Source organism: Commensalibacter sp. Nvir (assembly GCF_963921845.1).
Taxonomy (GTDB): domain Bacteria; phylum Pseudomonadota; class Alphaproteobacteria; order Acetobacterales; family Acetobacteraceae; genus Commensalibacter.
The window spans coordinates 1-15,079 of the sequence record NZ_CAWUGZ010000017.1; the positions used below are offsets into that span (position 1 = coordinate 1).

14 protein-coding genes are annotated in these 15,079 nt (G+C 34.9%); 11 read left to right on the forward strand and 3 right to left on the reverse strand.

From position 1 onward, the window contains the following. The first annotated feature begins 341 nt into the window (after positions 1–341). The 4 genes from AABE15_RS01165 to spt all read left to right on the forward strand — a co-directional run bounded on the left by AABE15_RS01165 (position 342) and on the right by spt (position 4,852). Positions 342–1,466, forward strand: a complete 1,125-nt coding sequence (locus tag AABE15_RS01165) for a sensor domain-containing protein (RefSeq protein ID WP_338329449.1) — start codon at positions 342–344, stop codon at positions 1,464–1,466. 49 nt (positions 1,467–1,515) lie between these two features. After that, positions 1,516–3,255: a fatty acyl-AMP ligase gene (locus AABE15_RS01170; protein ID WP_338329450.1), complete on the forward strand. Its 1,740-nt coding sequence runs from the start codon at positions 1,516–1,518 to the stop codon at positions 3,253–3,255. A gap of 136 nt (positions 3,256–3,391) precedes the next feature. Then, on the forward strand, positions 3,392–3,634 hold the full coding sequence (locus tag AABE15_RS01175; protein ID WP_338329451.1) for an acyl carrier protein: 243 nt from the start codon (positions 3,392–3,394) through the stop codon (positions 3,632–3,634). Between the two features lie 12 nt (positions 3,635–3,646). Continuing rightward, positions 3,647–4,852, forward strand: a complete 1,206-nt coding sequence (gene spt, locus AABE15_RS01180; protein WP_338329452.1) for a serine palmitoyltransferase — start codon at positions 3,647–3,649, stop codon at positions 4,850–4,852. Here spt and AABE15_RS01185 read toward each other — a convergent pair. Then, positions 4,849–5,781 (reverse strand): hypothetical protein, encoded by a 933-nt coding sequence (locus AABE15_RS01185; protein ID WP_338329453.1) that lies wholly within the window; start codon positions 5,779–5,781, stop codon positions 4,849–4,851. The genes spt and AABE15_RS01185 overlap by 4 nt on opposite strands. Before the next feature lie 11 nt (positions 5,782–5,792). Next, the gene (locus AABE15_RS01190) at positions 5,793–6,767 is read right to left on the reverse strand and encodes a diacylglycerol kinase family protein (RefSeq protein WP_338329454.1); all 975 of its coding nucleotides are present in this window, start codon (positions 6,765–6,767) and stop codon (positions 5,793–5,795) included. A gap of 181 nt (positions 6,768–6,948) precedes the next feature. Here AABE15_RS01190 and AABE15_RS01195 point away from each other — a divergent pair, with 181 nt between their 5' ends. Genes AABE15_RS01195 through AABE15_RS01220 form a run of 6 tightly spaced genes read left to right on the forward strand, consistent with a single transcriptional unit; the run spans position 6,949 to position 12,840 of the window. Beyond that, positions 6,949–7,827: a metallophosphoesterase gene (locus AABE15_RS01195; RefSeq protein WP_338329455.1), complete on the forward strand. Its 879-nt coding sequence runs from the start codon at positions 6,949–6,951 to the stop codon at positions 7,825–7,827. An 8-nt stretch (positions 7,828–7,835) separates the two neighbouring features. Continuing rightward, a complete protein-coding gene (locus AABE15_RS01200; protein WP_338329456.1) occupies positions 7,836–9,047 on the forward strand; it encodes an LptF/LptG family permease in 1,212 nt (403 codons plus the stop codon). Between the two features lie 12 nt (positions 9,048–9,059). Continuing rightward, entirely contained in the window at positions 9,060–10,157 is a 1,098-nt protein-coding gene (locus AABE15_RS01205; protein WP_338329457.1) for an LptF/LptG family permease, read from the forward strand. Next, complete coding sequence (locus tag AABE15_RS01210; protein ID WP_338329458.1) at positions 10,154–10,975, forward strand: sterol desaturase family protein; 822 nt, start codon at positions 10,154–10,156, stop codon at positions 10,973–10,975. The genes AABE15_RS01205 and AABE15_RS01210 overlap by 4 nt, the downstream gene beginning before the upstream one ends. Positions 10,976–10,982: 7 nt before the next feature. Then, positions 10,983–11,747, forward strand: coding sequence for a nucleotidyltransferase family protein (locus AABE15_RS01215; protein ID WP_338329459.1), 765 nt, complete (start codon positions 10,983–10,985; stop codon positions 11,745–11,747). A 7-nt stretch (positions 11,748–11,754) separates the two neighbouring features. Further along, positions 11,755–12,840: a glycosyltransferase gene (locus AABE15_RS01220; protein ID WP_338329460.1), complete on the forward strand. Its 1,086-nt coding sequence runs from the start codon at positions 11,755–11,757 to the stop codon at positions 12,838–12,840. 14 nt (positions 12,841–12,854) lie between these two features. On the opposite strand, the gene AABE15_RS01225 is transcribed toward AABE15_RS01220, so the two are convergent. Further along, entirely contained in the window at positions 12,855–13,769 is a 915-nt protein-coding gene (locus AABE15_RS01225; RefSeq protein ID WP_338329461.1) for a formyl transferase, read from the reverse strand. A gap of 504 nt (positions 13,770–14,273) precedes the next feature. Between AABE15_RS01225 and AABE15_RS01230 the strand changes: the two genes are divergently transcribed. Further along, the gene (locus tag AABE15_RS01230) at positions 14,274–15,065 is read left to right on the forward strand and encodes an inositol monophosphatase family protein (protein ID WP_338329462.1); all 792 of its coding nucleotides are present in this window, start codon (positions 14,274–14,276) and stop codon (positions 15,063–15,065) included. Positions 15,066–15,079 lie beyond the last annotated feature (14 nt).

Here is a 15,079-nt window from a genome sequence, read left to right on the forward strand (position 1 = left end):
TTACTCTCTGTCTTATCAAAAGATATACCAATAAACTTATCCTTAAGGCTCCAAAAAAAAACCCACCAATAAATGCTCTCACATCTATCAGTCAATACGCCACCAGCATATCCCCTTCATCTTATATAATTGTCAATGAACTCACTTAATCTTGAAACTGTATAATATCGGTATCAACTCAATTTTAAGCGTGAAGATTTAACTACACATATCTAAACAACTAATCAAGTCTTTTTTAAAAAATTTTACATTCAATCTTAATTTATATACAACTTGACTTTCGAACAAAAACCATATCTGTTACGAAACAATTACAAATCTCATATGAATACTTTGTTATTATGAAAATCCTTTTTTCGTATATTGCGCAACCTCATCAAACTTTACACTCGTTACCTATAGCTGCTGAGCTTGCTAGATCGAATCCAGACTTTGAAGTGCACATCGCCTGTGCTACCCAAGAACATATGAATTATATTCATAATCTTATGAAATTTTATCCTACAGTAAAACTTCATTACCACCTATTGTCTCTACCTTCCATTTTTCAAACAAAAATTGAACATTACGGTACAAATGCTTTTTTCAAATTACTTATTCTTTACAGTAATCGAAATCTTTTTAACCAATTCAACGCTATTGTTGTCCCAGAACGCACGTCATTATTTTTAAAAAAAATGGGCGTTATGAAACCAAAACTTATATGGACTCGTCATGGCGCAGGAGATAGAGCCATAGGTTTTGCAAAAGACATACGTCAATTTGATTTTATTTTAATGGCAGGACAAAAAATAGAACAGCGCTTAATCCAAGAATGTTCAATTAAACACGATCAATATAAAACCGGAATCTACGCAAAATTCGATTTAATACATCGCATGCGTCCAAGACTCATGACTTTTTTTAAAAACGATAAGCCTATTATTCTTTATAATCCTCATTTTAAAAAACAGCTTTCATCTTGGAATAAGTTTGGCCATTCTATTTTAAAACAATTTTCTCAACAAAACCGCTATAATTTAATTTTTGCTCCGCACTATCGATTATTCTATCCTAGTAAACAAGATGACTACCACCAATTTCAAGAGTATAATAATTGCCCAAACATCCTGATTGATTTAGGAAGCTCTAAAAGTATTGATATGACCTACACTATAGCCGCCAATTTTTATTTAGGTGATGTCAGCAGCCAACTTTCTGAATTTCTTATAACACCTAGACCCTGTCTTTTTTTAAATGCTCATAACGTCAAATGGAAAAACAATAAAAATTACATGTCATGGACACTAGGAGAAGTTACGACATCGTCCACTCATATCATTGAAGCAATAGACAAATCATTTTTAAAACATGATAAATTTATAGATCTACAAAAATCTTATATAGTCAACACCTTTGGTAATTTAGAAGGTCCAACCGCACAAATAGGAGCTAAGGCAATTGTGAATTATCTTAAAAAGAATTAAAAGTGATCAAACCTGTTAACTATTTTAAAAATTTGATGGAATTTTAATTGTGGAAATAGCGCATCATCCGACCCCAACAAATTCAGAGATAAAATGTCGCCTAGATAATTTTTCATCATTGGCCGAAGCATTGGATTATGCTGCCCACGGCAAAACTGGAATTAACTTTTACTCAGCTAAAGGCGTACTTCTTGAAGCGTTAACCTACCATGATTTAAGTAAACAGGCAAAAGAAGCGGCTTTCAAATTGCTTACACTAGGATTAAAAAAAGGAGATAGAGTTGCTATCATTGCGGAAAGCGATAGCGATTTTGCACGAATTTTTTACGGCTGCCAATATGCAGGATTAATACCTGCTCCTATGCCACTTCCTGTAGCTTTTGCCGGCAAGTCGACCTATATCAATACCTTAAGGGGAATGATTGCTAGTGCGTCTGCGCAAGCTGTTATTATACCAAAAACAATTCAAAGTTGGACGAAAGATATTACCAATGGATTCACTTTGAAATTTGGCGGAAGCCCAGAAGAACTTTTTAACGTTACGGCTAACAGTAGTATAACGCTTCCAATAATTCAAAGTGAAGATTTATCTTATTTACAATTTTCTTCAGGAAGTACTCGTTTCCCAATGGGTATCGCCGTAACCCAAAAATCTTGTCTTGCAAATACATACGCCATTTCTGCCCATGGACTTAAAATAGGAAAAGCTGAAGATCGATGTGTTTCTTGGCTACCTCTTTACCACGATATGGGTCTTGTAGGGTTTTTTATTACACCCATGACATGCCAACTCACCATAGATTTACTTCCAACACGAGATTTTGCGAGAAGGCCCCACGTATGGCTAGACATTATTAGTCGCAACAGAGGAACACTTTCTTATAGCCCTTCGTTTGGTTATGAACTCTGTACTAGACGAATGCCGTCCACTACATTGGCCTTGGATTTATCATGCTGGCGCGCAGCGGGCATTGGCGGAGATATGATACGTTCAAATATTCTAGAAGAGTTTGCTAAAAGCTATGCTTCCTATGGTTTCAATTCTAAAGCTTTTGTTGCCAGCTATGGAATGGCTGAAGCCACACTCGCCCTGAGCTTTGCACCTTTAAATACTGGATTAAAAACGGATACAGTTGACCTTGAATGTCTTGAAAATGAAAACATTGCAAAACTTTGTAAAGATCCCAACAAACTAACCCGTACTTTTACTCTTTGTGGGCCTATTCTTCCAGAACACGAAATTGAAATAAGAGATTTTGAAGGCAATCTTGTACCTGAACGGATGGTGGGCAGCATTTACGTGCGTGGACCCAGCTTAATGCGTGGATATTTTCACCAAGAAGACGAAACTAAGAAAGTTTTGAGTCCTGAAGGATGGTTAAAGACTGGAGACCTTGGCTATTTATTGAAAAACGAAATTGTAGTTACAGGAAGAGAAAAAGATCTTATTATTGTGAATGGTCGCAATATTTGGCCTCAAGATCTTGAATGGACTGCGGAAAATGAATTTTCCTCTCTGAGAAGTCGTGACGTAGCTGTCATCTCTTTGGAAAGAGATAATCAAGAAATAATCGTAGCTTTAGTACAATGTCGCTCAATTAATGTAGAAGAACGTAAAAAACTTCAAGAGGAAATGACCAATCTTTTCAGAAAACAACATGGTGTTGACGTTTCCGTTATTTTAGTACCACCTCATAGTTTACCTCAAACTTCATCGGGAAAATTAACCAGGGCAGGAGCAAAAAAAATGCTATTAAACGGCGAATTTTATGACAAGTTTGCAAATTAATACTTTTTCTTGCAAACTTATTGAATAGGCGCAAAAAGCACTTTACGATAATAGAATATCTCTTTTTGATTTCATTAAAACTAAATTAATCCAAGTCGGATTGTTTAAAAATCGCATCATTTTTAAAGGTATCCCTATGACCACAACAGCTGAAAGTGTTTCTAAAATCATTATCGAGACGCTCTTGGAGAATCCTCGAGTGCCACGCAATATTTCTCCTGAAAGCAAAATTATAGAAGATTTAGAGTTTGATTCTTTAGCCGTTATGAATTTTGTCATGGAAATCGAAGATAAACTGGATGTATCCGTGCCTCTTGATCATTTAACAGACGTCAGAACCATACATGATCTTGCTGAAGCTATTGTTTCATTGAAGTAAAGCTGAAATTAAATGGATATTTTTACAAAATTTGAACCGCTTGATAATAAAATTGACATTCTTTTATCAAATTCGAAACATAATCCGTTTGGTACGGTTATCGATACTATTATTTCTCCTACGGTAGGCATAATTAATGGTAAAGAAACATTATTGTTTGGAACGAACAATTATTTAGGATTAAGTCAATCCGAACCTGCAAAACAAGCTGCCTCGCACGCGGCGATTCGGTACGGTGTTGGGACTACAGGCTCACGCATAGCCAATGGTAGTTATTCCCAACATCAATCTCTTGAAGATGAGATTAAAAACTTTTTCCACAAACGCTCTTGCATGGTATTTTCGACAGGATATCAAGCCACGCTTGGGATGGTATCGACATTGGCGGGAAAAGATGACTTTTTGTTTCTTGATGCCGATTGCCATGCTAGCATTTACGATGGAAGTAGGATGAGCCAGGCGCAAATCATCCGTTTCCGTCACAATGATCCAGATGACTTACGCAAACGTTTACGTCGAGTAAAGAATATAAAAGGGGTAAAACTAGTTGTTGTGGAAGGTGTCTATTCTATGTTGGGAGACATCATCCCCTTAAAAGAATTTGTAGACGTAAAAAAAGAAGAAAACGCTTACCTTATGATTGATGAGGCCCATTCTTTTGGCATCTTTGGTGACCATGGTCGAGGGATAGCTGAAAAAGAAAACGTAGAGCAAGATATTGATTTTGTAGTAGGTACTTTTTCCAAAAGTCTAGGTACAGTTGGGGGATTTTGTGTGTCTGATTACCCCCAATTTGAAACATTGCGTTATTGTACAAGACCCTATATGTTTACAGCTTCGCTTCCACCGGAAGTAATCGCTGCCACAAGAGAAAATTTGAATATTATTCAAAACCAGCCAAAATTACGCCATAAATTAACAGCAAACGCTTCACGCTTTTATCATGCTTTACAACAAGAAGGCTTCCAAACAGGTCCTGATATAAGCCCTGTAATTTCTGTTATTCTCGATGATGTTGCCCAAGCAGCACAATTTTGGGACAAAGTTCTCGAACTTGGTGCTTACGTTAATTTAAGTTTGCCTCCTGCTACCCCAGATCATAGACCTTTATTACGTGCGAGTATTGCTGCCACTCACGAAAATGACCAAATTGATAAACTTGTTTCTATTTATGTGCAATCCGCAAAAGAAATTGGTATACCGCTTGGGAGAAATTAATTACTAAATATTTTGTTACGATAGAGTTTTATCGCAATCCATAGAGCACAGAACAGAGGATGTCTACTTTGAAAAGGTGTAAGCGTTAAATTCATTTCCTTATGCCTATTTATTTTCCAAACAATATACTGCGCCCCATTTTTAAAAGTAAAAGCAGCTTTAATTAAACGAAGCGTGTTGAGGGGTTTACCTAATCTATGTCGTATCAACCATCGTTTGTAATATTTTTTTCTAGTAGCATAATCTATATTTACAAGAAAATTATGAGATGAATCTTCGGTAAAAGGGACCGGTAAATTTAACCAGCACCACTTTAAAAGTGTTGAAAAATAACTTTTAGACGTTTGCACAATTAATTCGGGTCGATTACTCGATTCAACCCTAAGCTCTGTGCGATAAGTCTGTTTAAAGAGTTCTATCCAAAATTTTTCAGGATGTGCTTTTTGGGGACCTAAAATTGCTGACCAAAAAGAGGCCACTTTACTTGCTCTAACAAGCAGCGCAAGTATAGCTTGCTCAACGGTTGAATTTTTTATCCAAACAATTTCAATGGGTTGGCAAAAACGTGCCCACACAGTCGTATCTAATGAGTTTATACGTGTTGCTCTATGGAATTGTTTTAAAGAAAGTATGGCTACCTTAGCCCGAAGAAGAGTGTTTTTATAATTATATTCATAATATTCCACATTAGGCGGCAACCAATAATTAGCGATTGCTTTAATAGTATGAGCTTGATGCCATTCGAATACTGAATTACAAACAACATAAAAATCTAATATTCCTGAAAGATTTTTATGACGTAAAGAAGAACCATAATATAGTACTGCCAGTACATTTTTGTTGGCAATAATATATTGAACAAAGTGTTTAATTTCTTCAGGAATATTTTCTTTGATTATTGAACGTTTCAAAAAAATTTCTAAAGACATATCTAGTCTTCTTATAACCGTAAAAATGAAAATCTCGGGCCAATAGATAATTTTACTACGTGATTATTGCCTGTATCATAGTGCTCTCCATCTAAAATAATATTTTGGTTCAAATTTAAAAGAATCTCTTTAGCAACACCACTATTGTAGGAAGAGTTCTTTCGCAACCACATAGGCGATTTGCCCTTTAGCAAAGCAAGACAAGATATGAGTAATTTTTTGGGATTGGCATCAACACTAAGGTAATGAAAAAAATCAATATTCCCATTGCCTCCCCAAAAAGGCCATATACCGTTCGAAAGCTTTTGTAATGTAGTGGCTAAAAAAATAAAACGGTTGCGAAATTCAAAATCGTTTTGTCCAATTTTAAGTCCACATAAGTCACCATCAAGCCAGATTCTTCTTGATTTAGGTAGAATTAATTTTAATAACGCAATTAGTATAGTGACCATTATGGCCAAATCGTGACCAAAATTTTTAGCAATAGTTGGTTTGTGTGCAATATCCGTTGCTTTTGTAAACGCTAAAGCCCCTTGAAACATGCCCAAAACTGCCGGTCGAGATGAATTTATCCATTCAATTTTTAAAGCATGCCTATGCTGTACAGCGTGAATTAACCTTTGCTTCTCAGAAAGAATTTTTATACGTTGCAAAGCTTGAAAACCACGCAGTCCAAATCCAATATCTTTAGAAATCAGATTAGTATTTCCTGAAGGTAAAATAACTAAGTAAGGGAACTGATCGGGTTCATAAGCATGATAAATACCAGTCAAAACCCGACTTACAGTACCGTCGCCGCCATCAATCAAGATACATTGCACATGTTTGCGTTTAAGTTCAGCAACTGTTTGCAATACATGATCAATTGAATAAGGAACACAATAATTATCTCCTAACCACTGTTTCGCAAACTGCGAAAATTCTTGATTCTCTTTCCGATTTAACCGACTGGTTGGATTTTTAATCAAAGCAATATTTTGTATCACAAGTAACTTCTAACCTTCACGAAAACATGAATAGATAATATAAAATCAATATCCTATAGCGTTATAGCAATCTGATAAGATAACTTGTTTTTCAGATACTGTGACAAAAGATATAATGTGTATAAAACAAAAATGGCTAAATTTTCCCAAAAAATTTACTTGCATTAAGGATAATACTCTTTTGGCCCCTTATAAGATTGCTCACATTTCTGATATACATCTTCCCATAGAAAATCTACAATTTTCCACGCGGTCGTTATGTAATAAACGCTTTTTAAGTTTTTTATCATGGAAAAAAAGACAATATAACTTGCAAAAAAAATATCTGGACAACACTATTGAAGATATAAAGAAATTTAATCCTAACTTGGTGTTAATCTCTGGAGACCTAACAAACCTAGCCTTGCCAGAAGAGTTTGAACAAGCTGCAAAATGGCTTCGTAGTCTTCCTTTTCGTAAAATATATATTGTACCTGGTAATCATGATGCTTTAGTAAAAACCAATTGGAACCAAACGTTTGCTTTATGGACCCCATGGACTATGGCTTTTAGCCAGCAAGACTATCCTGTAATTTTTAAAGAAGATCAAATTGCAATAATTGGCTTAAACACCGCAATCCCTACTCTACCTTTCTTAGCTAATGGACGTATTGATCATGAGCAACTAAAACGCTTAAAAGATTTACTTAGAAAAACTCGAGAAGAACAGCTTATAACAATAATTATGCTGCACCATCCCCCTTTATCCAATATTGTCGCCAAAAGAAAATCATTAGAAAATATAAAAAATTTACAAAATATTTTGAAAAAGGAAGGAGCTAATCTTATTTTATATGGGCACTCTCACAAAACAAAGACAGAAAAATTTCTCGATATACCTATATTAGGTATTAGTTCAGCATCTTCTTCTTCAGTAAAATTAAATAAAAAAGCTTCTTGGAGGAAAATTTTTGTAGAAAGCGATAAACATTTTTCTAAAATTAAATTTTCCGTTCGATCACAAACTAAAAATTTTAATTTTATTGAAGAAGATTTCTATTCTTTAACTCAGGCGCTATAGAAACAATCTTGAAACAAAAAGCATACCTAAAAACCTTCAAAAAACTTTTTTTAACCTATTGTTTCCCCGGAAACTTAGACAGTTATTTGCTTGCTCAAGCTTTTCCAACGTTTATTATTTCTTGCGGAATTATTTTAGCAGCATTAATGCTAGAGCGCCTCCTCGTTCTTTTGGATTTACTTGCTTCAGACAATAGCCCATTAGGAACATTTTTAGGATTACTTGCAGACTTGGTTCCTCATTATCTTGGCTTGGCTATACCAGCTGCATTTTGTATTTCCATTTATTCAACCATCCGGAAAATGAGCTTAAATAGCGAAATAGATGCTGTGTTGAGCTCTGGTATATCGTTATTTCGATGCACAAAAGCTTATCTTGCGGTTAGCATTTTTATTGGTTTATTTTGTATTATTCTTTACGGATATATCCAACCTTATGCAAGATACAATTTTAGAGCTGCTTTTTTTTATGCGTCCCATGCAGGTTGGATACCCAATATACAAAGCCATATGGTTGTAAAACCTAATGACAGTATAGTTATGATTGTTGATAAAGCCAGTAAACATGGCACCCACTTGTCAGGAATCTTCATTCGCCAAAAAACTGTCAACATCCACAACCAGCCTATTGAACATATTATCTTAGCTGAAAAAGGGATTTTTAATACCTCTAGAGATAATACAAAGGTAGAACTAGAATTAAATCAAGGTGAAAATCTTACACTCACAGCGCAAAATAAAAATAATTTAACCAAATTTAAAAGAGCAACCCGCATTTTACAACAATCCGACAAAAAACTTACTTTTAGAAAAAGAGGAGATGATGAGAGAGAGCTCACAATAACAGAATTGTATAAACAACTTCATAATCATACTAATGCCATTTCTTTATCCAATATCAGAGCAGAATTTCATTTCCGTTTAATAAGATCTTTGTCAATCCTTTCTATACCTGTACTTGCTACCGGGTTAGGGGTTATAAAAAAGAGAAAAAAAAACAATTGGGGTTTGGTTATTGCTGCAATTATATTGGTTAGCTATGATCATATACAGCAATTTGGTTCAACCTTAGTTTCAAAAGGACATTATACTCCTCTTTTTGCATTATGGTTACCGTTGTGCTTATTTTTTTTAGCGTGCTTATCTTGCCTATTAATAACAAATGGCTTTCCAATTCATTGGTCCACCCTATCATTTTCAAAAGCAAACCAAAAAAGATAAACTGTATAAATTATGAAAATTTTTATTAAGCGTCATAATTTAGTAGCGTATTTATCGACAAAATTGTTAGCAACCATTTTTGGTACAGCTCTCTTACTAACCACAATAATGGAAGCTTTAGTTTTGTTGGATCAACTTAATTCAATCTTGGAAAGGCATTTAGGAACAATAGGAGTATTACACTACATGATGCTCAGATTGCCCATGCTTTTCAGCTCTATATTACCCTTAAGTACTCTTATTGGATCGCTTATTGCTTTAACTCAATTAACACTTAATAATGAAATAACAACCCTTAGATCGGCTGGTCTATCAACGTTTGATCTTTTTATAAAATTGTTGCCGGTTCCCTTAATTTTGAGCGGTTTGTGCTTTATTTTTTATGATCAAATTACGCCAAAAACAGAACTTAATTTAGCTGTATGGTGGAATAAAAGTGATCCCAATCCACAAAAAGGAAAAGAATTTTATTTTTACCAAAATTTCGACATTATTAGCATCGGTTACCTGACGTATGGAGGCAATAAAATTGTTGATCTTAATATTTATAAGAGAAAAAACTTTTCCCATTTGGAATCAATTTTGACAGCCAAAGAAGCCAATTATTGTCATCGAAAATGGATATTGTCAGACGCTAAAATTCTCAACTTAGATCATTCGTCAAATCTAAATTTTAAAAAAATAACCATTAACCAACCACTAATATGGCAAACAAATCTTACTCCTAAAATTTTAGTAAGATTATCATCCGTAAACATCCCCCAATCGCTTCACACCATTTCCCATCAACTGTTCAATCGTTATCCTCTTAGAACACCAACAAATAGTTTAAAAACCACAATCTGGCAGCGTTTTTTTCTACCTCTCACGTTTATCATTATGATTATTATTTCGCTGCCCGTAACTTTTATACCACCCCGAGCAGGCCTCAAAAGTTGGTTGCCCATTTATTGCCTAAGTTGTGGTCTATTTTTTATTATTTTCCAAGAAGTTTTAAATGCCTTAGGTAAAGCAGGAACTTTACCTCCTCCCATGGCGGTTATACCTTCGATTTTAATTTTTCTTTTAGCAGCAAGTGCTATTATTTTAACTATTGAAGAAAAACCATGAAGCAGCGATCAATTTTTGAAATTATTTGTCATAATAAACCACCATTTAAGCGAAGCCATGATCTTGAAAATTTAAATTTGAAACAATTATGGGTTGCCTATTTATCACACAAGACCATACTACTTTACATTAGCCTTATTCTCGCCAGTATTTTCGGGGCTTATTATAGTTTTACAGATTGGTCAGCTATTATAAATACAGCCCTTATCATGATGTTTGGTTTTTCATTTATTTGGTACATTATTCATAGATGGATTATGCACGTCCGATTTTTGTATCGTATAAAATGGACATCTTCACTTTGGAAGCGCATCCACTTTGACCACCATCAGGATCCTTATTTGTTTGATACCTTATTTGGTTCTCCTTTAGCCATTATCCCCACGATTCTAATTATTGGTGCTGGAATTGGTTATATTGTAGGGGGAATTTCAGGTATTTTCATCTCTCTTGCGGTTGCCCTTTATATGTCGTGTTTTTACGAATTTTTTCATTGCATTCAACATTTGAATTATAAACCTAGGTCAGAATATGTTGCCCGTATTAAACAAGTACATCTTTTGCATCATTTTCACGATGAACTGGGTAATTTTGGAATTACCAATTATTTTTGGGATAAATTATTTGGTACTTTTTATGAAGATAGTAGAAGCAGGCCCGAAAGCCCGACAGCGTTCAATATCGGTTATACCATTAAAGAAGCCGAACGCTATCCCTGGGTAATGTTAAAAACAGGCGCACCGCCTCTTGACCGTCCAGAAAATTCCATTTCTAACCAGCAAAAAAAAATCACGAACCAAAATCAAGAAGCAGCATAGGAACGATATGGAACGAAACTCTGTAAATGCCTTAATTTTAGCAGGAACTAGACAAGGTGAACAAGATTTTTTGGCAAAACTCAACCACGTTTCACATAAAGCTATTATTCCTATACTAGGTAAACCTATGATTGACTATGTCGTTCAGGCTTTATCCAAAGTCAGTAACATAGAAAACATAATAGTAAGCATTGAGGAAACAGAATCCGTCAAAGAAATGTTACCTGACTATGTAAAATATCTTCCTTCTGCGTATGGCCCCAGTTCCAGTATTATTAATGGAATACAAGAACTTTCCACACCATTGCTTATTACAACAGCAGATAACCCCTTACTTAAAGCACAATGGATCGAATATTTTTTAAGAGAAGCGGAGCTGCATCAATGCGATATAGCTGTTGGAATTGCTCTAAAATCTCAAATAGAAAATGATGTTATGGGTACGAACAGGACTTATATCAAACTTGCTGATGGTTCTTTTTCAGGTTGCAATCTATTTCTTTTCCGTACCCCACAATCTATACGCGTCGCGCAATTATGGCAAACTTTGGAACGCCACCGAAAATATCCAGCCAAAATGGGACTTTTATTAGGTTACGAGGTTGTTTTGCGTTATTTTTTACGATGCCTTACGAGAAAAACTCTCAAGAAAAGGATCTTTCGATTAACCCAAGCTAAAATACACTTTATCGTTATGCCCTGGGGACAAGCAGCTGTTGACGTTGACAAAATAGATGATTTAGTCCTAGTCAATTCATTGATACAAAGTTAACTACCCTATGCGGATAGCTTATATTATTAATTCACTGGAAGGGGGAGGAGCTGCTTTTCCAATTCCTATTATTTTAACCCTTATGCATAAGTTAGGAGCTGAGGTCAGAGTTTTTGCATTAACCTTAAAAGATGGAAAAGCATTAGATCCTATACAAAAAGCTGACATACCTGTTTTTATTAGATCAGGAGATTTAAACGATCATTGGCAAGCGTATCGTTGGCTAGACAAACAAGTCATTAATTACCAACCAACGCATTTATGGACATCATTAACCCGCGCGACGTTATTAGGACAATTAATTGGGTACAAACATAATTTACCCGTTATAAGTTGGCAACATGCTGCTTACTTAAAGTTTACTAATTTAAAACTTTTACAATTAACCAGAAATCTCACCAAACTCTGGCTAGGAGATTCCGATATTGTTACACAACTTACTATAAAACGATTAGGAATTAGCAATGAACACATCATTACTTGGCCAATCTTTCGTGCGACTCCAGACCAAAAACGAGCAACCCCGTGGCACGTTGGAGAAAAAGTAAAAATAATTTCAATGGGACGGCTTCATGAGGTTAAGGGTTATGACATTTTAATACAGGCTATTCGCATACTGAAAAATAAACCGAACCTACCGCCTTTCGAGGTATCAATTTATGGAGAAGGTAAAGAATATAATTTTCTTAATTGTTTGATTAAACAGTATCAACTCCGTGATTGTTTTTATCTCAAAGGCTTTACTGATCAAGTTAGCGATAAATTAACAGATCAACATCTTTATCTACAACCTTCACGATCAGAAGGGTTTTGTGTATCTGCACATGAGGCAATGCAAGTAGGATTACCTGTTATTGCAAGTGCAGTTGGTGAATTGCCCCATTCCATAGAAAACAATGTTTCAGGCCTTACAGTAGCACCAGGCGATCCATCCGCTTTAGCCGCAGCGTTAGGCCAATTATTACAGAAACCAGAAAAATTGTATCATATGGGCACCTGTGCGAGGGAGAAAATTTTTTCATGCTTTTCTGAAGAACGGTTTAATCAAATAGGCAAACATATTTATGAACGTATGGAAAAATTCTCTACTTAAAAAATGTCTTTTTATTATGGCGCAATAGGAAACTTACATAATTTTTTAAAATGGTAAGTTCCATCAATGAATAATCGACGAATTGGTTTTTTTACAATATTTTTTGCATCAATTAAAGTATAAGGGCCAGCCGAGCTTAACGTATGAACGCCTTTATTATAATGACCAAATTGCGACGAAGCGTTTAATTCAAAAACTGTATGCGCTTCAAATTTTTCTGTATTTAACTGGCTTATCTTTAAATAGGATAAAGATCCTCCATACGTATAAGTACAATTCTGCGTCGGTAGATATATCGAATCGTCAATAACAATAGCACTTCCACCAGGTCTTGAACTAGCCGGAGTAATTCGAACAGGATTCATAGGATGTAAATTCCATACACCTTTTAACTCTTTAGCATAGGCGATGCATAACATTCGCTGACGAGATAATTTTACATCAGGATAAATAGGTGTGTAAAACATCCACCACAAATCTTTATAAAAAATAAGCGTTGGATCAATTGTTTTAGCTGGAAAAGAAAAATTCTTTACACGTTCCCACTGATAAGGAAAATTTATAGCTTGATATAACGAAGTTTTTTCAGCATTATGCGCTTCAGGTAGCATAAAAATTTCTTTTTTATCCTCAACAATCATTGGATAAGAAAGATGCCATGGTTCTTTTAATACGGTAGATCTATCCAACAATTGCAAATCTTGACTGAGAACGAGTACATCAATTTTACCATGCTTTTCCCTATAATCATAAGCTTCAGCAAAAATGTATAATTTTTCTTGTTTGAACAAACCAAAAGGATCTGCCAAAAAAGTAAAATTGGGTTCCTCTTTTAACCAATGAATACTCTGCAATCCCTCTGTAATCACTTGACTCATTGTTGCTTTGATAATGCCAATACGCCAAACATCTGTATTAAAAATAGACACGTAAATATGCTTTACAAAATTTTTGATAAGAAAAAGGCTTTTTAGAATGTTTTAAATAAGATTCCAAAACCACAACTAAAGGTTTAAATTGCATAGTTTGCATATGCTCATATAAACCACTTTTGACGATTTAACCATCAATAAAAACAAGACGATTGATATCACAGCTATTAAAATAATTTAGATAAAAGCAATTTCAATCGTCTTGAAAAAACGTTTTTGTACAGTCTTTAACTACTGGCAAAACCTATTCCCAAATATTAAGCTCAACCAACCCATCAAAAAACGTTCAAGTTTTTTCTATTCGATAGTAACCTCTTAGTAATGCAATAAAATAATCTAACCGTAAATATGATAACAATTTAAACAAATGTTAAGTAATTATTAATACAAACCATTGCTTTAAATTCAAGCTATGGTTAATGATTACCCTATTATATTTTACCAATTTTTAAATATATTTATTGGTACTATTTGTAATTATTATTTATAAGGTTCATGATAATGTCCAATGAGCTTGATCGCCGTTTTAAGGCAGCTAAGTATATTGTCCATAAGGCAGCAGAAATAGCTTTAGAACTCCGTCCGTCTCCTGGAGGACCGCAAGGATCTCTTAAACATGTTCAAGATTGGGTAACGGCAGCTGACGGTAAAATCGAATCTTTTATTTCCCAGGAAATAAAAAATTTATTCCCAGAAGATGGGTTTCAGGGCGAGGAAAAGGGGGAGACACGTACAGGTTCACTTCAATGGGTTGTTGATCCTATTGACGGCACTTCAAATTACGCAAGAGGAAGAGATCGATGGTGCGTATCATTAGCGCTTATGCATAATGATGAACCTCTTCTTGGCATTATTGAAGCACCTTGTACACAAGAATTTTATACAGCACGATTAGGTCATGGTGCGTTTTTGAACAACGCACCCATTTCTGTTTCGGATGTAAAAGATCCTAAAATTTCTATGATAGAATTAGGTTGGAGTCATGTTAGTGTTAAAGAAGAATTTCTGTATTATGCAGATAAAATCCTTTCTACTGGCGCAATGATTCGAACCATAGGTTCTGGTACCTTATCTTTGGTCGACGTTGCGACAGGTCGGTTGGACGGACATTTTGAGATGAAGATTAATTTGTGGGATGTGGCAGCAGCTTTGGTTCTTTTAAAAGAAGCAGGGGCTGTTGTTTCACCTTTTTTGAAAACAGGAGGACTTTATAAACCCACACCCATACTTGCATCCTCCCCTGGACTTGCTAAACTATTATCCGATATTACGCATTTACCTTTAGACGGGTAGAAATAAATTCTTAA